The organism is Acinetobacter sp. YH12132 (assembly GCF_013418645.1).
Taxonomy (GTDB): domain Bacteria; phylum Pseudomonadota; class Gammaproteobacteria; order Pseudomonadales; family Moraxellaceae; genus Acinetobacter; species Acinetobacter indicus.
Map to the genome: position 1 here is coordinate 270252 of NZ_VPBR01000003.1, position 23121 is coordinate 293372.

18 protein-coding genes and 1 pseudogene are annotated in these 23121 nt (G+C 47.0%); 1 reads left to right on the plus strand and 18 read right to left on the minus strand.

Going from position 1 to position 23121, the window contains the following annotated elements; all coding sequences use genetic code 11:
- Position 1: 1 nt before the first annotated feature.
- The 17 genes from tfpZ to FTU67_RS05350 form a co-directional block, all read right to left on the minus strand.
- On the minus strand, positions 2–736 hold the full coding sequence (gene tfpZ, locus FTU67_RS05270; protein ID WP_180061494.1) for a TfpX/TfpZ family type IV pilin accessory protein: 735 nt from the start codon (positions 734–736) through the stop codon (positions 2–4).
- A gap of 152 nt (positions 737–888) precedes the next feature.
- Entirely contained in the window at positions 889–1107 is a 219-nt protein-coding gene (locus tag FTU67_RS05275) for a hypothetical protein (RefSeq protein WP_180061495.1), read from the minus strand.
- A 178-nt stretch (positions 1108–1285) separates the two neighbouring features.
- Entirely contained in the window at positions 1286–1723 is a 438-nt protein-coding gene (locus tag FTU67_RS05280; RefSeq protein WP_180061496.1) for a pilin, read from the minus strand.
- A 195-nt stretch (positions 1724–1918) separates the two neighbouring features.
- Complete coding sequence (locus FTU67_RS05285; protein ID WP_180061497.1) at positions 1919–2479, minus strand: TPM domain-containing protein; 561 nt, start codon at positions 2477–2479, stop codon at positions 1919–1921.
- Positions 2473–3537 carry a YgcG family protein gene (locus tag FTU67_RS05290; protein WP_180061498.1) on the minus strand — a complete coding sequence of 355 codons (1065 nt, stop codon included), beginning with the start codon at positions 3535–3537 and terminating at the stop codon, positions 2473–2475. The genes FTU67_RS05285 and FTU67_RS05290 overlap by 7 nt, the downstream gene beginning before the upstream one ends.
- Before the next feature lie 25 nt (positions 3538–3562).
- Entirely contained in the window at positions 3563–4153 is a 591-nt protein-coding gene (locus FTU67_RS05295; protein WP_163170438.1) for a LemA family protein, read from the minus strand.
- A 166-nt stretch (positions 4154–4319) separates the two neighbouring features.
- Positions 4320–5204 (minus strand): metal-dependent hydrolase, encoded by an 885-nt coding sequence (locus tag FTU67_RS05300; protein WP_180061499.1) that lies wholly within the window; start codon positions 5202–5204, stop codon positions 4320–4322.
- 240 nt (positions 5205–5444) lie between these two features.
- The gene (locus tag FTU67_RS05305; RefSeq protein WP_104472446.1) at positions 5445–6866 is read right to left on the minus strand and encodes an FAD-dependent oxidoreductase; all 1422 of its coding nucleotides are present in this window, start codon (positions 6864–6866) and stop codon (positions 5445–5447) included.
- Between the two features lie 73 nt (positions 6867–6939).
- Positions 6940–11415, minus strand: a complete 4476-nt coding sequence (gltB, locus tag FTU67_RS05310) for a glutamate synthase large subunit (RefSeq protein WP_160232280.1) — start codon at positions 11413–11415, stop codon at positions 6940–6942.
- Positions 11416–11853: 438 nt separating this feature from the next.
- Positions 11854–12690, minus strand: coding sequence for a hypothetical protein (locus FTU67_RS05315; RefSeq protein WP_180061500.1), 837 nt, complete (start codon positions 12688–12690; stop codon positions 11854–11856).
- A 12-nt stretch (positions 12691–12702) separates the two neighbouring features.
- The gene (gene aroB, locus FTU67_RS05320) at positions 12703–13785 is read right to left on the minus strand and encodes a 3-dehydroquinate synthase (RefSeq protein WP_075167859.1); all 1083 of its coding nucleotides are present in this window, start codon (positions 13783–13785) and stop codon (positions 12703–12705) included.
- 22 nt (positions 13786–13807) lie between these two features.
- Complete coding sequence (gene aroK / locus FTU67_RS05325) at positions 13808–14350, minus strand: shikimate kinase AroK (RefSeq protein WP_075167858.1); 543 nt, start codon at positions 14348–14350, stop codon at positions 13808–13810.
- 36 nt (positions 14351–14386) lie between these two features.
- The gene (locus tag FTU67_RS05330) at positions 14387–16528 is read right to left on the minus strand and encodes a type IV pilus secretin PilQ (RefSeq protein WP_180057398.1); all 2142 of its coding nucleotides are present in this window, start codon (positions 16526–16528) and stop codon (positions 14387–14389) included.
- Positions 16529–16588: 60 nt separating this feature from the next.
- The gene (locus tag FTU67_RS05335) at positions 16589–17116 is read right to left on the minus strand and encodes a pilus assembly protein PilP (protein ID WP_045795346.1); all 528 of its coding nucleotides are present in this window, start codon (positions 17114–17116) and stop codon (positions 16589–16591) included.
- On the minus strand, positions 17116–17835 hold the full coding sequence (locus FTU67_RS05340) for a type 4a pilus biogenesis protein PilO (RefSeq protein ID WP_104498104.1): 720 nt from the start codon (positions 17833–17835) through the stop codon (positions 17116–17118). The genes FTU67_RS05335 and FTU67_RS05340 overlap by 1 nt, the downstream gene beginning before the upstream one ends.
- A complete protein-coding gene (locus FTU67_RS05345; protein ID WP_180057351.1) occupies positions 17832–18467 on the minus strand; it encodes a PilN domain-containing protein in 636 nt (211 codons plus the stop codon). Before FTU67_RS05345 ends, FTU67_RS05340 begins: the two co-directional genes overlap by 4 nt.
- Positions 18467–19525, minus strand: a complete 1059-nt coding sequence (locus FTU67_RS05350; protein WP_016658445.1) for a pilus assembly protein PilM — start codon at positions 19523–19525, stop codon at positions 18467–18469. The genes FTU67_RS05345 and FTU67_RS05350 overlap by 1 nt, the downstream gene beginning before the upstream one ends.
- A 171-nt stretch (positions 19526–19696) precedes the next feature.
- Between FTU67_RS05350 and ponA the strand changes: the two are divergent.
- Positions 19697–21962: pseudogene (gene ponA / locus FTU67_RS05355) on the plus strand (penicillin-binding protein PBP1a); the annotation flags it as partial.
- A 354-nt stretch (positions 21963–22316) separates the two neighbouring features.
- On the opposite strand, the gene FTU67_RS05360 reads toward ponA, so the two are convergent.
- On the minus strand, positions 22317–23120 hold the full coding sequence (locus FTU67_RS05360; RefSeq protein ID WP_168395902.1) for a putative RNA methyltransferase: 804 nt from the start codon (positions 23118–23120) through the stop codon (positions 22317–22319).
- Between the last annotated feature and the right edge of the window lies 1 nt (position 23121).

Genomic DNA, 23121 nt, shown 5'->3' on the forward strand with positions numbered 1-23121 from the left:
GTTAGTGCCAAGGGCGGAGGTCGACGATTTTGATGACCTCAGCTTTTTCTTTATTTATAAGAACAACCATATCCATAGCATTGGCTTTTAAAGGCAGCCAAGCATCTGCTTTTGGATATTTAGCTAAAGTCTTTTCAACTTCAGTTTTTGAGTTGTACTGTTCCAATTCTTTAAGTGGTAATGCGCGCTGTTGGATTTGGGGTTTGGCTTGCGTGAGTTCTACGTAGCGTTCTGGACGCTGTGCAATTGAAATACCGCTAAAAACTTCCGCAAACATTTCATCATTGCGTTGTTGTGTGTCTTTGGCAAATTCAGCTGCTGCATATTGTGGTTTAAACCATGAAGCTTGTTGGAACTGTGGCTGTGCTTGCTGGATATTACTGTCAACCAATTCATTTTTGCGTACAAGTTCAAAACGATCTACGTTATAAACCAACCATGCAGGGCGTCCCTGCTCAATGCTAAATACGCCATAACATAAAGCCGCGATTTGAATGAGAATAATGACACTAAGATCAAATTTGAGTGTTTTTTTACCTTCTTTATAGACCAACAACCCCAAAAGTGGTCCCAAAATTACGTCGATGACCAACAGCATTAAAAAGATATGCGTTACGCCAACTACTGTGGCAAGTGGTGATGGATACCAAATAAAAAAGACGAGTCCAATCACGAATAAAGCAATTAGAAAGGAGAGTGATAAATGACTAAGGAAAAATTTTAGGCGTTTGGACATTAGAATTAACATCCTCCAATAATAAGTTAATTATTATCTAAATAAGGTAAACCTATTAGATTTTTTACATAAATCATTTGACTGTCGAATGTCTCAATGAATCAAGCCTTATAACAATGCTTAGACTAGTTATGCAATCGATATATTAAAATCTACCAGTTAATTTTATCAAAAGAGATATTTTTCTTTGTAAATTCCAACTCTATAGCTTCTGCTTGTAAACGGAAATCATCATGTTCTCTAATTCCATAAGGCTTAGTTTGATTTGAGAGCAAATTATCTTCTTCATTTAGACAACGTTGAATGCTATCATGCATCATCCTTAAAGAATTTTCTGATAGTCCGTCCATATACTGACTAAATCTATTCATTTTCATTACCTAAAAAATTACAATTACCATCCAGATTAGAAATGATATATGCTTAAAAACAATATCAATTAACAAATTTCACCAAGGATAAGTGATTAGTTTTCCTATTTATATTTTTAAATTCATCTAAAAATAATAAAAAAGAGAGACTTTCGCCTCTCTTTTTTAGACTATCTTATTATGCACAACCAGCTGGTTTATATTTGGCATCCATAACTGTAGTTTTACATTCATAAAGACCAGCAGTAGTACGGTCAAAGCTAATAGTAGCACCAGTTCCTAAACGACCAGGATTATTAATTGTACATTCAATCGCACCAGTTGCAGCACCAGTAGCACCAGGAGCAACCACAGTAATTGCAGAACAGTTACCTGTTGAAGCCGACAAACCGATATCTCCAGGTACAGCACCACCAGCAGTAAATCCACCTGCTCCTTTTTCAGTGAAAAGCAACTCATAGCTTGTTTTCCCAGCGGCAATATCTGCCAATGCAGCTGATGCTTTAGACTTAGACACATAGTCCTGATAAGCAGGAATCGCAATTGCAGCTAAAATACCAATGATCGCGACAACGATCATTAATTCAATTAAGGTAAAACCTTTTTGAGCGTTCATAACATTCTCCACAAATGTTTTGTTAATTTTTTATAAGCTTTATAAGCTATTTTGTATATAGCACTATATGTGCCAACTTTTATTATAAATATATTTAAAGAAAAAACAGCCATTTATGGATAAAAAATTTTCACTTTATTTTTTTAATGTATTTTTATGTAAAAAAGTGACACTTAATGTCACATATTTACAACATTAACCAAGAATAATCGGCTTATTCCCTAGCTCATTGGCTTCATCCTGAATTTTCCGGTCATAAAAAGCATCCAGAATCATGCCAATTTCTTTAACACCCAAGATCACTGCCTGCTGATACTCTCTTTGCGCTAGGCCATACACCATTTTCTGGCAAATCTCATCCCAGACCTGCTGCTCGGTGGCATGCTTAATACCACGGTCAATCACAATCTCGACTTTCCGCTCACACAGGTTTAAATACAGCAGTACACCACTGTTATATTCCGTATCCCAAACACCTAATTCAGCAAACAGCTGCCGTGCGCGGGTACGTGTATCCTGATAATAAGCCAAACGCGAAGGCAGACAGCCTTCAATCACCACCTGTATTTCACCAATATGGCCATGCTCGGCTTCTGTGACCGCTTGCGCAATCGCGTACTGGTCCTGCTGGTTAAAAAAGCGTTTAGTGGCCGGCATGTAGAAAAAATGCCTGAACCAGCGTTTTAAACTGGGTTGACTCAGCTCCTGGGTTTTCGGCTGGGTAATAATTTCGGTTGTATCTGTTGTGGTTACCATGATCCTGATGCCCCTCCCCCGCCGAAGCCGCCGCCTCCGCCGCTATATCCACCGCCTCCACCAAAGCCGCCGCCTCCACCGCCACGACCAGCCGAGGCCAGGAAAATATGAAAAATCGCTTGTGCCAGTGCGGTAATGAGTAAAAAGAAAATCCCAAGTCCCATTAATAAACTGGTGAATATGCCCACACCATTGACCAGCCCCGCCACCGTAGCCGCTACCGCAGCGGTTGAAGCGCTAAGACGTTTACCGACAATATAAGAGCCAATCACCCCGGCAATTAAAATAAAAATGACTGTATTAAAAGTTTTTTCCCGTGCCTGCTGCTCACGTAAGGCCTGTTGCTGGCGTTCCTGCAGCTCTTTGGCAGCATTAGCCGCCACGTCCGGGTCCATATTCAAAATACGTTCAATTTCAGCCAGACCAGCTTCAATGCCGCTGGCATATTGCGCTTGCTTAAAATATGGGGTGATCTGGTTGTTGATAATCCGGCCCAGCACAATATCGGGTAATACCCCTTCCAGACCATAACCAGTCAGAATTTGAATACGGCGATCATTCACTGCAATTGCCATTAACAAGCCATTGTCATATTTGGCCGAGCCCAACTGCCAGCGTTCTGCAATGCGCATGGCAAAATCAAAAATATCTTCCTGACCGGTGGTCGGGACAATTACCACCCCAATTTGTGCTTTACCCTGCTGATGCAGCGCTAAAATTCGCTGGCTAATCGCCTGTTTCTGCGCTGCACTCAGCAAATTGGCCTGATCAATCACCGGTTCATTTAAAGTCGGCAAGCCGCGGATGGACTCGCCTTCTGCCATATCATTGGCAATCACCAGTTGTTCAACACTTGCCTCGGATGCAGCGCCTGCCTGACTCTGATGACGAGCATTGGCCGCACGTTGCTGTTCCTGAATGATGCGTGCCGCTGCCAGATCATCTGCTGAGCCGGTGGCAGTCGTGTCTGCCAGACTGAGTGAACTGAGCAATAGCGCACAACACAACAGCAGGCTGTGCAGTATCCACCGGATGAGAGCAGTAATTGAATCAGGCATGATCCGCGGCTCCTTGGGCGTGGGATTATTCAAACGACACGGTCGGTGCGGTTTGTGCGTTTTGATCGGCACTAAAGTTTGGCTTGGTGTCCATACCAATCACTTTTGCAGTCATGACCTGCGGGAACTGGCGTGAGTAGGCATTAAAGTCCTGCACCGTAGTGATATAACGGTTACGCGCTACCGCAATACGGTTTTCGGTGCCTTCAAGCTGCACCTGCAAATCCCGGAACTGCTGATTGGCTTTTAAATCCGGATAATTTTCTGATACCGCAATTAAACGCGATAACGCGCTGGTCATTTGCGCTTGCGCTTCCTGATAACGCTGGAACAGGGCTGGGTCTTCCAGCACCGCCTGATCGACTTTTAAGCCGGCCACATTGGCGCGTGCCTGAGTCACCTCAGTTAATACCTGCTCTTCATGCGCGGCGTAGCCTTTCACCACATTGACCAAGTTCGGCACCAGATCGGCACGGCGCTGATACTGGTTTTGGACTTCCGACCAGGCCGCTGTCACGGCTTCATCTTTGACCTGTAAGGTGTTATAGCCACAGCCACTCAGGGTCAAGCTGCTGCTGAGCGCCAGCATCAGCAGTGTTTTTTTCATCAAGTTCATGCCTTATCCTCTAATTATTTATTTGTATTTGTTCAATAATTTGATTCTAACGGTATTTTAGCCCAGTTTTGTTAATTTTATTTATCACTTGGAAAACATACGCGCATGAAAAAACCGGACGCGTAAAGAAGTCCGGTTTTAATCATTGGTTTAGCATCTGTTTGAATTAACTGAATAATTGTGGCTGTTGTTCCTGCTGGAAACTTTCAACCTGATACTGCGTTGCCATGCGCTGCTTCCAGTAGGTAAGGCTGCGACTGTAATTGATTTTAGCCGGATGAAAATCTTTCCGGTAATAAGACAGATATTCCGGCAATAGCTGCAGCAGCATTTTCGCCAGCAAATACAGGCCAAACAGATTACCGCCGATCTTCGGCATACTGTTTTTCTTATCCTGCAAAAACAGCTGTGAGGCGCTATAAAAAGTCAGACTGGCAAAACCGGCAGTCACACTGCGCATGATCATACGGCGCAGGCGATGATCGGCATACACATGCTGATATACCTCAAACGCCACCGCTCGATGTTCAATTTCTTCAATCGCATGCCAGATCCACAGCTTGGCCGCATCATCATCCAGCGTACTCAGCACTTCCGGATGACGCAGGATATAACCGCTCAGTAGCGCAGTAAAATGTTCAAAGGCACAGGTAATCGCCAGTTGCACTTTAGGGGGCAGACTTTTGACACGATGATCTTTACGCGCCAGCCAGGCCTGAAAACGATCGAGCTGATAATCATCACGGCGCCAGGCGTCGTTAAATTCACGATGCGCTTTGGAATGCATTGCTTCTTGCCCAATAAACGCAGCAATTTGTGCCTGTAACTGCGGATCCTGAACCTGATCGCGCACATTGCGCACGCTATGCACAAAAAACTGCTCACCAATGGGAAAAGTGGAAGATAAGGCGGTAAGCAGATGCGACATCACTGGAGAATTGGCAAAATAATGCCGGCGGATAGCATGAGGATTAAATTTGAGCCGGCGAACCGTGATCCCAATGGCTTTCGGACGATGAAGATAGGATTTTTCTGCCGTCACTTGCGTCATGGTTACTGACCTTTTTTATTTTGGAGAAGCTCAGTATGTGAACAAAATCACTTTTCCCCTATGGCAAAAAGACCGATTCAATTTGCAAAAAACTTCAAAATGACCTGTTGCATAAAGTGTGTTTACAGCGAATTTGCTAGCAGCCCTTGTCTCTTTTTCATCTTCACCTACCGATTCTAAAACCAAAGTGATTAAAAAACCCGCTCTAAAAGCGGGCTTCTTGAATGAATTCAGCGTGAATCAGACATCCAGATAATCCAGAATGCCTTCTGCTGCCTGACGACCTTCCCAGATTGCAGTCACGACTAAATCAGAACCACGTACCATATCACCACCGGCGAAAATTTTCGGGTTTGAAGTCTGGAACTTGAATTGCTGCTGTTCTGCAGCCACGACACGACCTGAACCATCCAGGTTGATGTTCACATCGGCAAACCAGTCGGCTGGGCTGGTACGGAAACCAAAGGCCAACAATACTGCATCTGCCGGCAGAATTTCTTCTGAACCCGGAATTGGCTCTGGACTACGACGGCCACGGCTGTCTGGTTCACCCAGTTGCGTGGTCACCACTTTTACTCCAGTAACTTTGCCATTTTCACCCACAATTTCAATTGGCTGACGGTTAAACTGGAATTCCACGCCTTCTTCACGCGCATTGGTTACTTCACGACGTGAACCCGGCATATTGGCTTCATCACGACGATAGGCACAGGTCACCGACTCGGCACCCTGACGGATTGAAGTACGGTTACAGTCCATCGCGGTATCACCACCACCCAGGACAATCACTTTTTTGCCTTCCACAGAGATGTATTCCGATGGATCCTTTTCCCAGCCCTGACAACGGTTGACGTTGGCAATCAGGAAATCCAGTGCATCATACACACCATCTAAGTCTTCACCGGCAAAACCACCTTTCATGTAGGTATAAGTACCCATGCCCATGAAGACAGCATCATAATCAGCCAGTAACTGGTCGATGGTGACATCTGTACCAATTTCGGTATTTAAACGGAATTCTACGCCCATACCGGTGAAAATTTCACGGCGGCGTTTCATCACATCTTTTTCCATCTTGAATTCTGGAATACCAAAAGTCAGCAGACCACCAATTTCCGGACGCTTGTCAAATACGACTGGTTTTACACCATTACGCACCAGAATATCGGCACAACCCAGACCTGCCGGGCCCGCACCAATAATCGCGACTTTTTTATCGGTCCATTTGACATGTGACATGTCTGGACGCCAGCCCAGCGCAAAAGCGGTGTCATTGATGTATTTTTCTGCATTACCGATGGTCACGGCACCAAAACCATCATTTAGGGTACAGGCACCTTCACAGAGACGGTCTTGCGGACACACCCGGCCACACACTTCTGGCAAGGTATTGGTCTGATGGCACAGTTCTGCTGCCTGGAAAATACGGCCTTCTGAAACCAGTTTTAACCAGTTTGGAATGTAGTTATGTACCGGACATTTCCATTCACAATACGGGTTACCACAGCCTAAACAGCGATGGGTCTGGTTGGTCGCCACTTCTGCGGTAAATGGCTTATAAATTTCCACAAACTCAGATTTGCGGACGTCAATCTCTTTTTTCTCTGGGTCTTGGCGTGCAACATCCAGGAATTGAAAGTCATTACTTAGGCGTTCTGCCATGTCTTTACTCCGTGGCTAGATGCAAGGGATTCACAGTTGCCTTGCATCTGGCTTCATTTCTGCAGTCGTGGAATTATTGAGGATCAGCTTGAGTTGTCTTTAACAAAGTCAGCAAGTTGGCTGCTTTTGGTTTTACCAGCCAGAACTTGCGGCTGTAGTAATCAAACTCATGGCGGATCTTGTACGCCCAGGCACTACCCGTTTCTTGAATATGCTCATCTAAGATACGTGACAAGAACTCTTTGTGTTCTTCCATCGACTCTGTAGAAATACGGTTTAACTCGATCAGCTCATGGTTGTAATGGTCAACGAAGTCGTTGTCCAAATCAAGTACATAAGCAAAACCACCTGTCATCCCGGCACCAAAGTTGTGTCCGACTTTACCCAGTACCGTTACGATACCACCTGTCATATATTCACAGCAGTGATCGCCTGCGCCTTCAATCACAGCAAAGGCACCCGAGTTACGCACCGCGAAACGCTCACCTGCAGTTCCGGCTGCAAACAGTTTACCGCCAGTGGCACCGTACAGACAGGTGTTCCCAATAATCGCGGTATTCTGGGTCTGGAACGGTGAACCTTTTGGCGGGAAGATCGACAGACGACCACCGGCCATACCTTTACCGACGTAATCGTTAGCATCGCCTTCCAGCTTGATGTGTAAACCACCGGCATTCCAGACACCCAGGGACTGACCTGCAGTACCGGTCAGGTTCATTTTCACCGGATGGGCTTCCATACCGAGGTTGCCATAACGGCGGGCAATTTCACCGGAAATACGTGCACCGATTGAACGGTCACAGTTACCAATGCTGTAATTAAATTCACCACCTGTACCGGCTTCAATGGCTGGCAGCATCTCGCTAACCATCTGCTCAGCCAATACACCTTTATCGAACGGCTCATTGCCCTGTACTTCACAGTACTGCGCCTTCCCTTCCGCCGCAGGATGCGATTCCAGCAAGGCACTTAAATCCAGATGCGCATGCTTGTCGGTTTCACCCGGCAGGATTTCCAGCAAGTCTGTACGACCGATCAGGTCTTTCAGACTGGATACACCCAGCGCCGCCAGCCATTCACGGGTTTCTTCAGCAATAAAGGTGAAGAAGTTGATCAGCATTTGCGGCTCACCAATATAGTGTTCCTGACGCAAGTGATCCTGCTGCGTTGCTACACCTGTTGCACAGTTGTTCAGGTGACAGATGCGCAGGTATTTACAACCTAAAGCAATCATTGGGGTAGAACCAAAACCGAAGCTTTCTGCACCGAGGATGGCCGCTTTCACCACGTCCAGACCGGTTTTTAAACCCCCATCGGTTTGTACGCGAACTTTACCACGCAGATCGTTCACACGCAGTGCCTGATGTGCTTCAGACAGACCGAGCTCCCAAGGAGAACCGGCATGGTGAATAGAAGAAAGTGGCGAAGCCGCTGTACCGCCATCATAACCAGAAATGGTAATGAAATCGGCATAAGCTTTCGCAACACCGGCCGCAATCGTGCCGACACCTGGCTCAGAAACAAGTTTCACCGACACCATCGCCTGTGGGTTCACCTGTTTTAAATCGAAGATCAACTGTGATAAATCTTCAATCGAGTAAATGTCGTGATGCGGTGGTGGCGAAATGAGGGTTACACCTGGTACAGAGTAACGTAAACGGGCAATGAGACCGTTTACTTTACCGCCCGGCAACTGGCCACCTTCACCTGGTTTTGCACCTTGCGCGACTTTAATCTGGAGGACTTCTGCTGAAGTTAAGTAAGCAGGCGTCACACCAAAACGGCCCGATGCAATTTGTTTGATTTTCGAGTTACGGATGGTGCCGTAACGCGCTGGATCTTCACCGCCCTCACCCGAGTTTGAACGACCACCAATGGTGTTCATGGCAATCGCAATTGCTTCGTGTGCTTCAGGTGACAATGCACCTAAAGACATCCCGGCAGAGTCAAAGCGCGGTAAAATCTCTTCAACTGACTCCACCTGTTCCAGTGGAATCGAATTGTCTGTTTTCAGTTTGAATAAATCACGAATGGTCGCGATTGGACGCTTATTCACAATCTCGGCGTATTCTTTAAAATCGGCATAATTGCCTGAACGTACCGCCTTGTGTAAGGAATTGATCACATCCGGGTTAAAGGCATGATATTCCTTGCCGAAGACGAATTTCAGCAAACCACCCTGATCAATTGGCTTACGCGCTTTCCACGCGGTATCGGCCAGTTTTTTCTGGTCATTTTCCAGATCGACGAAGGTCGCGCCCTGAATACGGCTTGGTACACCGCTAAAGCAGGTATTCACCACTTCGGCAGATAAACCAACTGCTTCAAACAGCTGACCGCCACGATACGAAGCAACGGTTGAAATACCCATTTTTGACAGGACTTTCAGCAGGCCTTTTTCAATCCCTTTACGGAAGTTCGATTGTGCATAGACCGGATCACCGAGTAGTTCACCTTTAGCGACCAGATCATTGATCACATCATAAGCCAGATATGGATAGATGGCGGTGGCACCAAAACCGAGTAACACTGCAAATTGATGCGGATCGCGGGCAAAACCGGTTTCCACAATCAGGTTGGCATCGGTACGCAAACCGGTATTGATCAGGTGGTGATGCACCGCACCCGTCACCATTACCGCATTGGCCGGCAGATAGCCTTCACGGATTTTCTTATCGGAAAGTACCAATAAGGTTTTGCCATCACGAATCGCTTGCGCAGACTGCTCGCAAATACGTGTGATTGCCGCTTCCAGACCTTCAGTTTCAGCATAGTTCAGGTCGATATCGGCAATTTCATAGCCTTTACGTCCTAAAGTACGAATCTGGTGCATTTTCGAGTTTGACAGTACCGGGCTGGAAATGATCAGACGATCAGCATGTTCCGGTCCCTGTTCAAACACATTTTGCTCACGGCCCAGACAGGTTTCCAGCGACATCACAATTGATTCACGTAACGGGTCGATTGGCGGGTTGGTGACCTGTGCAAACTGCTGACGGAAATAATCCGATACATGACGCACCTGACGCGACAACACGGCCATTGGGGTATCATCGCCCATCGAGCCGACCGCTTCCTGACCGCTTTCTGCAATTGGACGCAGCAACTGGTCACGCTCTTCAAAAGTGACCATAAACATTTTCTGTGCCGCTTTCAGGCCATCGCCTTTTAAGCCCTGATCACATAAATATTCTTCTAATTCCGGGCTGCCTTGAACGCGAATTGAATTTTCACGTAACCATTCACGATAAGGACGCATTTTTTTCAGGTGCTGGTTTACATCACTGGTGTCCAGCACTTTGCCGGTCATGGTATCCACCACCAGAATCTGGCCCGGACCAACACGGCCTTTTGACACCACATCTTCCGGCTCATAACCCCAGACCCCAATTTCAGAAGCCAGGGTGATGTAACCATTTTTGGTGATGACCCAGCGTGCCGGACGTAAACCGTTACGGTCTAACATACAGATGGCATGACGGCCATCCTGAATCACCAGACCTGCCGGACCATCCCAGGCTTCCATGTGTTTCGAGTTAAATTCATAGAAGGCACGCAGGTCTGCATCCAGGGTTTCCACGTTTTGCCAGGCTGGTGGTACCAACATACGTAGCGCACGGAACAGGTCCATACCACCACCCACGAGGATTTCCAGCATATTGTCCAGGCTGGATGAATCCGAACCGGTACGGTTCACAATTGGATTCAGCTCGGTTAAGCCCGGCAATAACGGGTTTTCAAATTTAGGGGTACGTGCCAGCGCCCAGTTACGGTTTGCCGTAATGGTGTTGATTTCACCATTGTGCGCCAGATAACGGAACGGCTGCGCCAGCGGCCAGCGTGGCAAGGTATTGGTCGAGAAACGCTGGTGGAACACCACAATATGGGACGCTAAACGCTCATCAGCCAGGTCGGTATAGAAGTCAGCAATCGCAGCTGGCATCATCAGACCTTTATAGCTGATCACAGTTGAACATAAAGTGGTCACATAGAAATACGGATCATTGCTGAGTTGCTGTTCGGCACGGCGACGCGCCAAAAATAATTTACGGTTAAATTCAACTTCAGTCACGCCAATCGGGCAGTTCACGATGACCTGTTCAAATGCAGGCAAAGACTGCATGGCAATTGAACCTAAAGCATCGTTATTGGTTGGCACTACACGCCAGGCAATGACTTTACAGCCTTCTGCTTCAATTTCTTTGGTTAACGTCTGTTTGGCATGCGCAGCTAAGGCCGGATCGAGGCTCAGGAAAATGGTGCCCACAGCAAACACTTCACTTAAGGTAATGTCACTTAAGCGTTTGGCTTCTTCACGGAAGAACTGCTTTGGCATGGCAAGCAATAGACCGCAACCATCGCCCGTCTTGCCATCTGCGGCAATACCACCACGGTGGGTCATACAACTCAAACTATGAATGGCGGTCTTGACGAGATCATGGCTTGCATCACCCTGCATATGGGCGATTAAACCGAAACCACAGTTATCTTTAAACTCATCCGGTTGGTATAAACCTTGAGCGGGAGCTACAGTATTAGGCGATGGCATGTGCATAGCGTACCCTTCTTTCAACGCGCCCTTGCTGGGCATTAACAATCTACTTTCTTTTGCGACCTGGTCCGACTGACTTAGCTTAAGATCCATGTTGAGCAAGTTCATTTCTCCTGGCTTTGATCTTGAGTGATCAAGATGACAAGCTGAGGAAAACCGTGACTGCCTTTACGCACTTAAATCAAGCATAAACATTTGACGATTTCGCACAATCATTGAATCTTTCTTGCTCCAAAATAGGGACATTAACTCAATTGATGCCCCAATAATGCAAAAATGATGCCAACTTTATTGTGCTATTTTTAAATGACTTAATTTGGGCAAGTTTCAGTGAGAGCGGTGCGCTTTCAGGGAAGTTTCGCTTATTTTATACGCACTGTTTTTGTGCATATCTTTATTTTTATACACCAGCCTGCGCTATTTTAGAACGGCAGTTTAATTGAAAGGATCGCTAATTTCTTGTTCTGTGGTGGTGTTATTCGATGCTGGTGCAGGTGGAGCAACACCACTTTGTGATTTTTGCACATCCACCACGTTTCCGTCCTGATCACGGCGGGTTACGGTGGTGGTTGTAGTGGAGCGTTGCGGACTGGTTGCGCTCTGTTTTGGTGCAGCCAGCAGACTTTCATCAATTTTCGGCAGCGCAGCCGGCTTTAAAGCCACTTCATAAAGTTTATTGTTTAGGCTCACTTCCTCTGCACCCAGGTCATTCACAAACGGTAGATAGTCCATAAAGCTGGTTACCACCGGTTTGACCGATGCAGGCAATTGCAGCGCCAGCTGTTCTAAAGCGCTTCGCGCCTGACTGGTATTTTTATAATTGCCATACAGCAACACATATTGCTCGGCGCGGTTTTCACCACTCAAGCGAATATAAAGAAAATTCTGGCGATCAGCCTGTTTTTTCAGAAAGCCCTTGATAATATCTTCTTCGCTCACGCGAAACAGCTCAATGGTCTGGTTTTTACGCTGCTCGGAGATAAATTTGGTGCCACGGAATTCAGGCTCATGCAAACCGGAAGCGGTTAAACGTTTGGTTTGTTCTAATGGCTTGACTTCGTCGATCAAGGCACCCAAATGCGCGGTTGCCGTGACTTTTGCCGGCTGAATCTGTAATTCAACTTCCGATTCCGGGGCTTTTTCCACTTCAACCAGCTCATCACGATCGGTAATGGCCCAGAAGATAATCGCCAGCAGCAGACACAGCGCACCACACACCAACCAGATGGAATTCTGAACACGTTGTTTGACGCTTTGTGATGCTGCTGCCATGGGATCCCTTATTTATGCTGCCTGATGCGCAAGAATAGACTGTTTCATTAATTCCGGATCAAATTCCCGGGTAATGATGGCCTGTCCCAGACGCTGCATTAATACCAGTCGCAACTGGCCATTCAGCACTTTTTTGTCATGGGCCATAAAACCGAGAAAATCATCCAACGGAATTTTAGGACATACTATCGGCAATTGGGCACGAGAAATGATTCTTTTTGTACGCTCAACATCGTCTGCAGAAATCCAGCCCATCCGATGCGATAAATCGGCAGCCATCACCATGCCGGTCGCAACCGCTTCACCATGCAGCCATTCGCCATAACCGAGATAAGACTCGATGGCATGACCAAAGGTATGACCCAAATTCAGCAATGCGCGTTCGCCCTGCTCTTTTTCATCATTGGCGACAATACGGGCTTTGTGCGCGCAAGAACGGTACACCGCTTCTGCCAGTAAAACCGGATCACGCGCCACCAAGGCATCCATATGCTGTTCTAGCCAGTCCAGAAACTCAATATCACCCAGCAGTGCATATTTAATCACTTCGGCCAGACCGGCAGACAGCTCACGATCGGGCAAGGTTTTTAGCTGTGACATATCGGCCAGCACCACTTGCGGTTGCTGGAAGGCACCAATCATGTTTTTACCTAGCGGATGGTTAATCCCGGTTTTCCCACCCACACTGGAGTCGACCTGAGACAGCAAGGTGGTCGGTACCTGAATAAAATACACGCCGCGCTGGAAACAGGCTGAGGCAAAACCGGCCATATCACCAATCACACCGCCGCCGAGTGCCAGCACGGTACAATCGCGGTTAAACCCGGCCTCTAGCAGGGCATCAAAAATCAGATTGAGATGCTGAATATCCTTGTATTTTTCACCATCGGGCAAAATACATGTTGCCACCTGTTTACCCAGTGCTTCTATGGCAGTTTGATAGTGCTTTAAATACAAAGGCGCTACGGTACTGTTGCTCACAATCATGACCTGCTTGCCTTGAATATAAGGTTCCAGTAAGGTCTGAGGATTTAAATCACTGCCAATAAAAATCGGGTAACGGCGATCGCCGAGTTCAACATATAAGGTTTGCATGGTTTTAAAACACTGTACTCAATTAAATTGATTTTTTCGCCACGATCACATTCAGGATTTTTTGTGCCAGATCACGGGCTGCACCCTGATTGGTTTCAATAATATGATGCGCCACCTCACGATATAATGGATCGCGTACTGCAAGCAAATCTTTCAGTTTCTGTTCAGGATTTTCAACTTGAAGGAGAGGACGGTTTTTATCGCGGTAGGTACGTTGCAACTGGATTTCCACCGGAGTATACAGATACACCACAATACCACGCTGTTTGAGGAATTCACGGTTTGGGGCCTGGGTGACTGCACCACCGCCGGTGGCAAGAACCAGTTGAGTACGAGAGGTCAGCTCGTCAATGACGGTGGTTTCACGGTGACGGAAACCACTTTCCCCTTCTTTTTCAAAAATCCAGGGAATGGTGGCCCCGGTACGACGCTCGATTTCATGATCGCTGTCCAGGAACTCGCGTCCGAGCAGCTCTGCCAAATGTCGCCCTACCGTGGTTTTTCCGGCCCCCATTGGCCCCACCAAATAGATATTTGGCAGGGCGTTAAACTCTTTGCTTGGCAAGGAGTCACCTATTTATTTTGTTAAATTGAAAATATATTAATGATTTCTTGAAACACTGTCATTAACAATTCGTGGTGTCACAAAAATCAGCAACTCACGTTTATTGTCCGATTTAATATCTTTACGGAATAAACGGCCTAAATACGGAATATCCCCCAGGAATGGCACTTTGGTTTGCTGATTGGCTGTCTGCTGCTCAAAAATACCACCGAGCACGACGGTTTCACCATTATCGACCAGTACATTGGTATTGATCGAGTTTTTGTTAATCGTCAGCTGACCGGTCGGCGTTGGTGCTCCCGGACTATCACTGGTGATATTCAGGTTCATCTGTACTTTACCATCCGGGGTAATACTTGGCGTTACGTCCAGACTTAAAGTTGCATCAATAAATTCGGTGGTTGACACCGCATTGACACCACCACCTTCAGCAGACTGATACGGAATCTGCGTACCTGAAGCCACTTTGGCCTGTTGCTTATCAGCAGTCAGTACTTTCGGGGTCGAAATCACTTCACCATAACCATCAGCTTGTAGGGCAGACAATTCCAAATCTAGCATAAAGTCAGATAAACTGATTAAACCAAAGGCAATGCGGCTAGCACCTGCACTGGTCACTCCTAAATCGACATTCAGGTTTTGCGGACGTTCAATTTCATAGGTATAACCACCACGCTCTTCATCAAGCTCTGGCTCACGTAAATTCCACAGTGTGGTATCACTACCACCAACCAAAAGATGGTTATTATTCGTGATACCCTGTGACAGGATACCCCACTTCACCCCCATCTCTTTGGTGAAGTCAGTGGTGGCACGCACAATACGCGCTTCAATCATCACCTGTTTCACCGACACATCCAGCAAGTCAATCATGCTGCGAATCTGGTCAATCTTTTGCGCGGTATCATTAATAATCAGGGTATTGGTTCGTGGATCGACTGACACCGTACCACGTGGACTGAGCAGACTACCGACACTATCACCGAGTGGATCAGTATTGGCTGTACTGTTACTTGTGCCACTACGGGAATTAGACGCATTTTTACCTTCGGTAATCAGTTTTTCAATATCAGCAGCCTTGGCATAATTTAACTGAATATATTCGGTTTGCAGCGGCGCCAGCTTGACGCTTTGTGCAATCGCTTTGGCTTCTTCTTCTTCGGCCTTGATCAGCTCTGCGACGGGTGCAATCCAGATCACATTGCCATTACGGCGTTTATCCAGATTTTTGGTTTTTAAAATAATATCTAGTGCCTGATCCCACGGCACATCTTTGAGACGTAAGGTGATATTGCCTTGTACCGTATCGGCGGCAACCATGTTAATTCCAGTAAAATCCGCCAGTAACTGCAGCACACGACGCACTTCAATATCCTGGAAATCTAAAGAAATCTTTTTGCCAGTATAGCTTTGTGCTGCACGTGGTTTAAACGGGTTCTTATCTACCGGGCGTTTCAGGCTAATGGTCAGTTTATTTTCCGCCTGATACGCCATATATTCATAGCTTCCGGCAGACTGAATGGTAATCACCCCATTACCACCATCATTTTGCGCATCAATGGTAGATACCGGCGTGGCAAAATCATTGACATTTAAACGGCGTGCCAGATGTGCAGGAATTTTATTACCCAAGGTACGGACAATAATTTTACTGCCTTGCTGTTGTACATCGACCGGGGTATTGCTGCCTGCCAGGTCAATTACTACCTGACCTTCCCCTTCTGCACCACGCTGAAAGCCGATATTCGATATGCCTTGAGCCGTCTGCTGTACAGCTACTGGTGTTGCGGCTGCCTGAGTGCTGTTAATTTTAAGAATAAAAGTATTACCTTCGACACGGGTAGTCAAAGCACCCGCTTCAGCCAGATTAACCGTTAAACGTGCACGCTGGGCATCGGAACTGACATCAACCGAGCTGGCTTCCCGGGTCGCAACCGGAATGCTGGCCTGTTTTAAGCTCTGCTGGGCTTTATCAAAATCCAGCACCAAACGTGATGGCTGCTCAAGCTGATAGGCTGCAGGCTGAGGTGGCAAGCCATTGAACATGACACGAATTTCAGTACCTTGTCCTGGAATTTGCATTGGTACAATATTGGTAATGCTGACCTGCGCATTGGCCACTTGCATGACGGCCATCGCAACAGCGCCCATTGAAAACTGACGGAACAAATTGTTCATTGTAATGCCATCCCCAAAAATAAAATCTTTCACAGTATTATTCATTTTTATTCCTTTAATTTATGGCGCCGGCCCAATCAGTACTAGACTTCTTGGACGTTCAACATACCCTTCGCGACCATCTGGAATAATCTCAATTAAGTCAATTTGTGTCGGCGTAATATTGATGACCCGACCATGATTCAAGCCCATATAGCTGCCGCGCTGAATCCGTTCAATTTCCCCATCTGGAGTTTGAATCAGGGCCAGAATCTCGCCGCGTTGCCCGCGCATGCTACCTTTCATACTTAAAGTTTCCAGTGCATAGCTTTCTAAAGGCTGCAACTGGCGCGACAGGTTTGGATAAACCCGTTTACCCGCCATAATCTTTAGCTCGGCCGCCAGAGAACTTGGCATAAACGGGCTTTTCAGCTGATGTGCTGCATAGTTAAATACAGGTGCTGGCTCAAAAGTCGGTGCCGGCTCAATCGGCAACGGCGGCTGATTACGGATTTCTGCCATTTGTGCATTCACGGCATCAATACGTGAATCACAGCCTGCAGCCAGTAGGCCCAACACCAGAACCAACGAAAGTTTTTCAAATTTCATCATTGTGCTGCTCCTGTGGCTGGAGTCGTGCTATTCCCTGCCTGTGCATCGGTATTCCCGACATAGCGATAGGTCTTGGCTTTCGCGACATAGGTAATTTGTGGAATATCGGTTTTCTTTTCCTTGTTTTCACCGGCAGTAATGGTGAAATCATGCATGGTCACAATTCGCGGTAAAGCGGCTGTACCACTGACAAAAGAACCAAAAGCGTGATAATCACCGGTGGCTTCAATCGAAATTGGCTGCTCGATAAAGAACTCTTGCTTGATTTCATTTTCCAGACGGATATTTTTAAATCTTAGGCCTGAGTTCACGCCCGTAACGTTGACATCTTCAACCAGACCTGGAATTTCGGTTTCTTTTGGCAACTGTTGTAGCTGCTGGTTAAAGTTGGCTTCCATTTCCTGTAACTGCGCCTGATATTGCTGCAAATTACGCAGTTTGGAATCTTTTTCACGAAACTCATTCAGCAGATTCTGCTCTTGTGCACGCGCATTGGAAATTGCATCCAGCTTCGGCTTGATGGCCAGGAAATAGCCCAGGATGGCAATTAAAATAATGATAAAGATCCAGATGGTCAGCTTGACGGAAAACGGCCAGCTGCCATAGTTATTCGGATCCAAGGTATTCCATTGCTGCAGGAATTTATCCAGCGTCATTTTTTTCTTTGGCGCAGCAACAGGATCCTGATTCATTTCTTCATATTGATCGAGACTCATTGTACTGCCCCCGCTGTTGCTTGAGTACCAGACGCAGGTGCTGTGCCTGGAAGTGCAATTTCATCCAAATCTGCCGTTACCACGAAGCTGCCATAGCTTTCTTCTACCCGTGGAACAACCGAACTTGGTGCCTTGTTTTTATTTTCTTCAACGGCCAAGAAAGAATTCATGAAAGCGTTACGATACCATGGCGATGCTTCCAGATTACGCAGGAACTCTGCTACCGTGTTTGGACTTTCGGCCTTGCCTTCAAAGGTAAATTTATTGCCAATACGGGCCACTTTGGTCAAATACATGCTACTTGGGGTAACGCGGACCAGCTCATCGACCAAACGTACCGCGACCGGACGCTGACTTTGCAGACCCTGAATCAGCTTCATACGCTCGACAATGGCATTACGCTGCTCTTGCAGGCCTTCCAGCGACTTTAACTGTACATCCAGATTCTGGTTGGTACTGACCACCAGCTGATTGGCCTGTTCCTGATCCTGCAGTTTATGATTGTAATAGAACCATGCCAGCGTCACGGCCAGCACCCCAATTAATGCAGCCCCAATACAAACCGCAATAAATTCTTTTTTTCGTTTTTCTCTTAGCTCATCACGCCAAGGGAGTAAGTTAATTTTTGCCATTAATCAAAACTCCTCAATGCCAAGCCACATGCCACCATCAATGAAGAGGCATCGCTTTCAATTCTTTTAATATCAATTTTGGAGGAGAAACCCATCTGTAAAAACGGATTGGCAATGGTGACGCGGTAACCCAGTTTTTGCTGCAGCAGCTTGGCCAGGCCCGGAATATTGGCATTCCCACCGGCCAGCAGAATATGGTCAATTTCACTAAACTGCGATGAGGAGAAGAAGAACTGCAGCGAACGTGCCGCCTGCTGCACCACCGCCTCAAGGAATGGCTCCAGCACTTCAACATCGTAATCATCTGGCAAGGTACGGCTTTTCTTGGCGCGGCCGGCTTCTTCAAAGGACAGACCATAACGGTTCTGGATTTCCTGGGTCAGCTGCTTGCCACCAAAGACTTGCTCGCGGGTATAAATAATTTTATTGTCTTTGAGTACCGACAGCGTGGTCATAGTATGACCAATGTCTAACACACCAATGGTATTTACCCCCATCGGCAAGGTATCAGCGAAGACTTTAAAGGCATTTTCAATGGCAAAGCTTTCAACATCTGCCACTTTTGGGGTTAAACCGGCCAGTTCAATCGCTTCACAGCGACTCTCGACATTTTCCAGTCGTGTCGCCACCAGCAAGACATTGACCCGGTTTGGATTGGCCAGACGATCAGGCAGTACCTCAAAGTCCAGACTGACTTCATCTAATGGGAAAGGAATATATTGCTCTGCATCCATCCGGATTTGAACTTCACGTTCATCATCCGTCATATCGGCATCCATCTCAATGGTCTTGCTAATTACCATTGAGGTTGGAATCGCTAAAGCGGCAGCTGTTGTCGGTGTATTGGCCAAATTAAAGGCACGCTCGAGCGCATCCCCTACAGCTTCAGGATTCAGAATATTTTTCTCAACCACACTGCCCTCTGGGAGCGGTACCAAGGCGTAACTTTCCACCCAGTAACGATCATTCTTTACAGAGAGCTCCAATAACTTAACAGAAGTAGAACTAATATCTACACCTATTAACCCCTTACTCGGTTTACGATATAACCTGCGCACAATAAGTTTTTCCTATTATTTTTTTATCCCCAAAAAAAATGCCATTCACTAAGTTGCTTTGTGGTCTATATTTTTGTACGGATACAATAACTCATCTAACAATCCGTATGGGTAAAGGCTATACTGACCAGCAATTAGTTTGCCATTAGCTCTTATTAAAACTTACTTGTTATGAAAAAGCTATCTTGTTCGGGCCGTGTTCATCCATTTTTTTTGCTCATAATTATTGTGTTAGTTTCCATTCCGATGGGTTTTTATGGCATGTATCTCTATATTGCCCCATCTTTGCCGGAAATGACCACTCTAAAAAAAGCGCCTCTTTTGAAGCCTTTACAAGTTTATAGCACGGATAATCAGTTAATTGCAGAGTATGGTGGCAAACTTTCTGTACCTGTCGAGTACAACCAGATTCCCGAAAAGTTTATCTATGCCTTTTTAGCGGCTGAAGATTCGGCCTTTTTCGAACATAGCGGCATCAGCTTTAAAGGCCTAGGCCGTGCGGTGAGTGAAGCGGTGACCGGTTCTAATGTGCAAACCGGTGGCTCGACCATTACCATGCAGGTGGCCAAGAACTATTATTTAAGCCCGGAACGCACTTTAAGACGCAAACTGACTGAAATTTTTCTAGCCCGAAAAATTGAACAGAACCTGTCCAAAGAAGAAATTCTGACCCTGTATGTCAATAAAATCTTTCTCGGTAAAAATGCTTATGGGATCGCGGCAGCAGCCAAAATTTACTATAACAAAAGCTTGGAAGAACTGAGTATTGCGCAAATGGCGATGATTGCGGGTCTGCCAAAAGCGCCATCACGTTACAATCCAGTGGTCAATCCGGAACGTGCCTTAGAACGTCGCAACTGGATTCTGGGCCGGATGCTGCAACTCGGTTATATCAACCAGAATGAATATCAGGGTGGGATTGCCGAGCCAATTAACCTGGATATGCCGGATCGCAGTATCAGTAATATTCACCCCTATGTTGGGGAAATGGTCCGAGCTGAACTGGTCAAAAAATTCGGCAAGCAGGCGGTTGATTTTGGTTATAAGGTTTACACCACCATTGACAGTAAACGTCAGGCTTATGCCGAACAGGCGGTGCAAAATGGTCTAGAAGCATATGACCGCCGTCATGGCTGGCGCGGTGCCGAAGCGCATGACCAGCCACTGAGTGACTTTCGTGCCTTTGCCAATACCTATCCCGCACAAGTCACCAAAGTCCTGAACAATTCTTTTGAAGCTCTGATGCAGGATGGCTCTACCGTCACTGTCCCGTGGTCTGGCATGTCCTGGGCGCGTCCCTATCGCAATGCCAATAGTGTTGGCGCAGCACCAAACCGGGCAGCTCAAATTGTCAAAGTTAACGATATTGTCCGTTTACGCCCCAACCAGAACAAAAGTTCCTGGTCACTGGTGCAAGTTCCCAAAGTTCAGGGGCAGCTGATTGCAATTAACCCAAACAATGGCGCGATTGAAGCCATTGTCGGCGGTTATAACTTTTATCAATCGACCTTTAACCGTGCCTTGCAAGGCTGGCGCCAGCCAGGCTCAATTATCAAACCCTTTGTTTATGCGATGGCGCTGGAACGCGGCATGACTCCGCATACCATGCTCAATGACAGCCCAATTACCATTGGCAAATGGTCACCACGTAACTCGGATGGCCGTTATCTGGGCATGATTCCTTTACGCCGTGCGCTGTATTTATCTCGAAATACCGTTTCAGTCCGCTTACTTCAAACCGTCGGTCTGGACCGTACCCGCCAACTATTTATGGATTTTGGCTTGCAGGAAGACCAGATTCCGCGTAACTACACCATCGCCTTAGGTACGCCACAGGTGCTGCCGGTGCAAATGGCCACCGGCTATGCCACCTTTGCCAATGGCGGTTATCGGGTACAACCGCATTTTATTCAGCGTATTGAAGATGCGTATGGCAAAACCATCTATCAGGCCAATCCTGAATATGCCTGCATTGCCTGTATCAGTGAAGATGAAAAAAATCCTGAAACAGCTGAAGTAAAAACGCCAGATGATGAAGTGATTGAAGTCACCAATCAGTCAATCCAAACTGCAGATGCAGCGCCAGCCAACAAGATTGAACGCAGCCAGTATCGTCAGGCACAGCGTATTTTAAAATCCAGCTCGGCCTATGATATGGCCAATATTCTACGTGATGTGATTCAGTACGGTACCGGACGCGCTGCCCTGCGTATTGGCCGTAATGATATTGGTGGAAAAACCGGAACCACCAACGATGCCAAAGATGCCTGGTTCGCCGGCTTTAATGGTAAACTGGTGACCATTTCCTGGGTCGGTTTTGACCAGCCAACGACTTTGGGTCGTCGTGAATATGGCGGTGTCGCAGCCCTGCCGATCTGGACCGAGTTTATGGGTAAAGCCCTGCAAGGTACACCGGAAGCCTGGGTCAGTCTGGACCGTAAAGGCAACCAGCTAAGCCGCGATAGTGCCAGCAATGACAGCATGGAGCAGGAGTTGCAGCAGCGCTATCGTTCATCACCGCCATTGGCCCGTCCGCTGTATCGTCCTGCGCCGGCACCGGTCGCGCCTGCGCCACAGCATGATTTTGATGATTTGCCGGGTGAGGAAATCCTGATTCCGGATGAGGCGACTCCACCACCAATGCAGCCACAGCAACCGGCACAGCCGCAACAACCAGCGCAAAATCAGCAGCAGAATTCTCGCCCTGATGCGATTGAAAACCTGATTGATGAAGTCTTATAAACGCACAACAAAAAGCCCTCAGTTGAGGGCTTTTTTTAGGACTAAACACTTACTTTTTCTGAAACAGATACATCTGGTATTGCGCATTCAGCGGGAACTGATCTTGCTGCTCCAGCGCCTGACGGCGTTCCGGTTTGGCCTTATAGGCATATGGCGTCATCGCAATCAGATGTTTTAAATCGCTCTGATTTAAGCACATTGCTGCATCAACCACATCTTCACTGACCAAGTCAAACGCATCTTTTAGCTGTTCCACAAACTTCTGCGGTTCATGCGCTTTAACTTCTTCAAACAAGGCTTCGCGCATCGCAAACAGATGCTGCGGTCCCGGGGTTACCACCATCAGATAAGCTTCCGGTTTCAACACCCGCAGAATTTCCTCTTTCGGAATTGGGCTAAATAGACTGGTACACAGATCAATTGATTTATCCAAAACCGGCAAAGTCGCACCGGTTCCAACCACCCAGGTCACGTCTTTATTCAGTTTGGCGGCCACTTGTACTGCATTTTTGGCAATGTCGACGCCCACACATTGCAGCACTTCAGCCTGCATGGCGTTGGTGTAATAGCCTTCCCCACAGCCAATATCAAGCAGGTTTTCAATACGCAGGCTGCGAATTTTCTCTACCACCGCCTGCTGCAGCGGTGCATAGTGTCCTGCACTTAAAAATGCCCGGCGCGCCTGTACAGACTCCGGAGTATCGCCCGGATTTTTACTGTGCTTATGTTGCACCACATGCAAATTGACATAGCCCTGTTTGGCCACATCATAACTGTGCTTGTTGTCACAGCGCCATGTTCGGTCGGTCAGGCTTAAGGGCTGACGACAGACAGGACACATCAGCAGGTTCATG

What these genes read in the sequence shown, in the direction of transcription:
- tfpZ (WP_180061494.1), bottom strand. Translation starts at nt 736, where the DNA reads ATGTCCAAACGCCTAAAATTTTTCCTTAGTCATTTATCACTCTCCTTT.
- FTU67_RS05275 (WP_180061495.1), bottom strand. Translation starts at nt 1,107, where the DNA reads ATGAATAGATTTAGTCAGTATATGGACGGACTATCAGAAAATTCTTTA.
- FTU67_RS05280 (WP_180061496.1), bottom strand. Translation starts at nt 1,723, where the DNA reads ATGAACGCTCAAAAAGGTTTTACCTTAATTGAATTAATGATCGTTGTC.
- FTU67_RS05285 (WP_180061497.1), bottom strand. Translation starts at nt 2,479, where the DNA reads ATGGTAACCACAACAGATACAACCGAAATTATTACCCAGCCGAAAACC.
- FTU67_RS05290 (WP_180061498.1), bottom strand. Translation starts at nt 3,537, where the DNA reads ATGCCTGATTCAATTACTGCTCTCATCCGGTGGATACTGCACAGCCTG.
- FTU67_RS05295 (WP_163170438.1), bottom strand. Translation starts at nt 4,153, where the DNA reads ATGAACTTGATGAAAAAAACACTGCTGATGCTGGCGCTCAGCAGCAGC.
- FTU67_RS05300 (WP_180061499.1), bottom strand. Translation starts at nt 5,204, where the DNA reads ATGACGCAAGTGACGGCAGAAAAATCCTATCTTCATCGTCCGAAAGCC.
- FTU67_RS05305 (WP_104472446.1), bottom strand. Translation starts at nt 6,866, where the DNA reads ATGGCAGAACGCCTAAGTAATGACTTTCAATTCCTGGATGTTGCACGC.
- gltB (WP_160232280.1), bottom strand. Translation starts at nt 11,415, where the DNA reads ATGCCATCGCCTAATACTGTAGCTCCCGCTCAAGGTTTATACCAACCG.
- FTU67_RS05315 (WP_180061500.1), bottom strand. Translation starts at nt 12,690, where the DNA reads ATGGCAGCAGCATCACAAAGCGTCAAACAACGTGTTCAGAATTCCATC.
- aroB (WP_075167859.1), bottom strand. Translation starts at nt 13,785, where the DNA reads ATGCAAACCTTATATGTTGAACTCGGCGATCGCCGTTACCCGATTTTT.
- FTU67_RS05330 (WP_180057398.1), bottom strand. Translation starts at nt 16,528, where the DNA reads ATGAACAATTTGTTCCGTCAGTTTTCAATGGGCGCTGTTGCGATGGCC.
- FTU67_RS05335 (WP_045795346.1), bottom strand. Translation starts at nt 17,116, where the DNA reads ATGAAATTTGAAAAACTTTCGTTGGTTCTGGTGTTGGGCCTACTGGCT.
- FTU67_RS05340 (WP_104498104.1), bottom strand. Translation starts at nt 17,835, where the DNA reads ATGAGTCTCGATCAATATGAAGAAATGAATCAGGATCCTGTTGCTGCG.
- FTU67_RS05345 (WP_180057351.1), bottom strand. Translation starts at nt 18,467, where the DNA reads ATGGCAAAAATTAACTTACTCCCTTGGCGTGATGAGCTAAGAGAAAAA.
- FTU67_RS05360 (WP_168395902.1), bottom strand. Translation starts at nt 23,120, where the DNA reads ATGAACCTGCTGATGTGTCCTGTCTGTCGTCAGCCCTTAAGCCTGACC.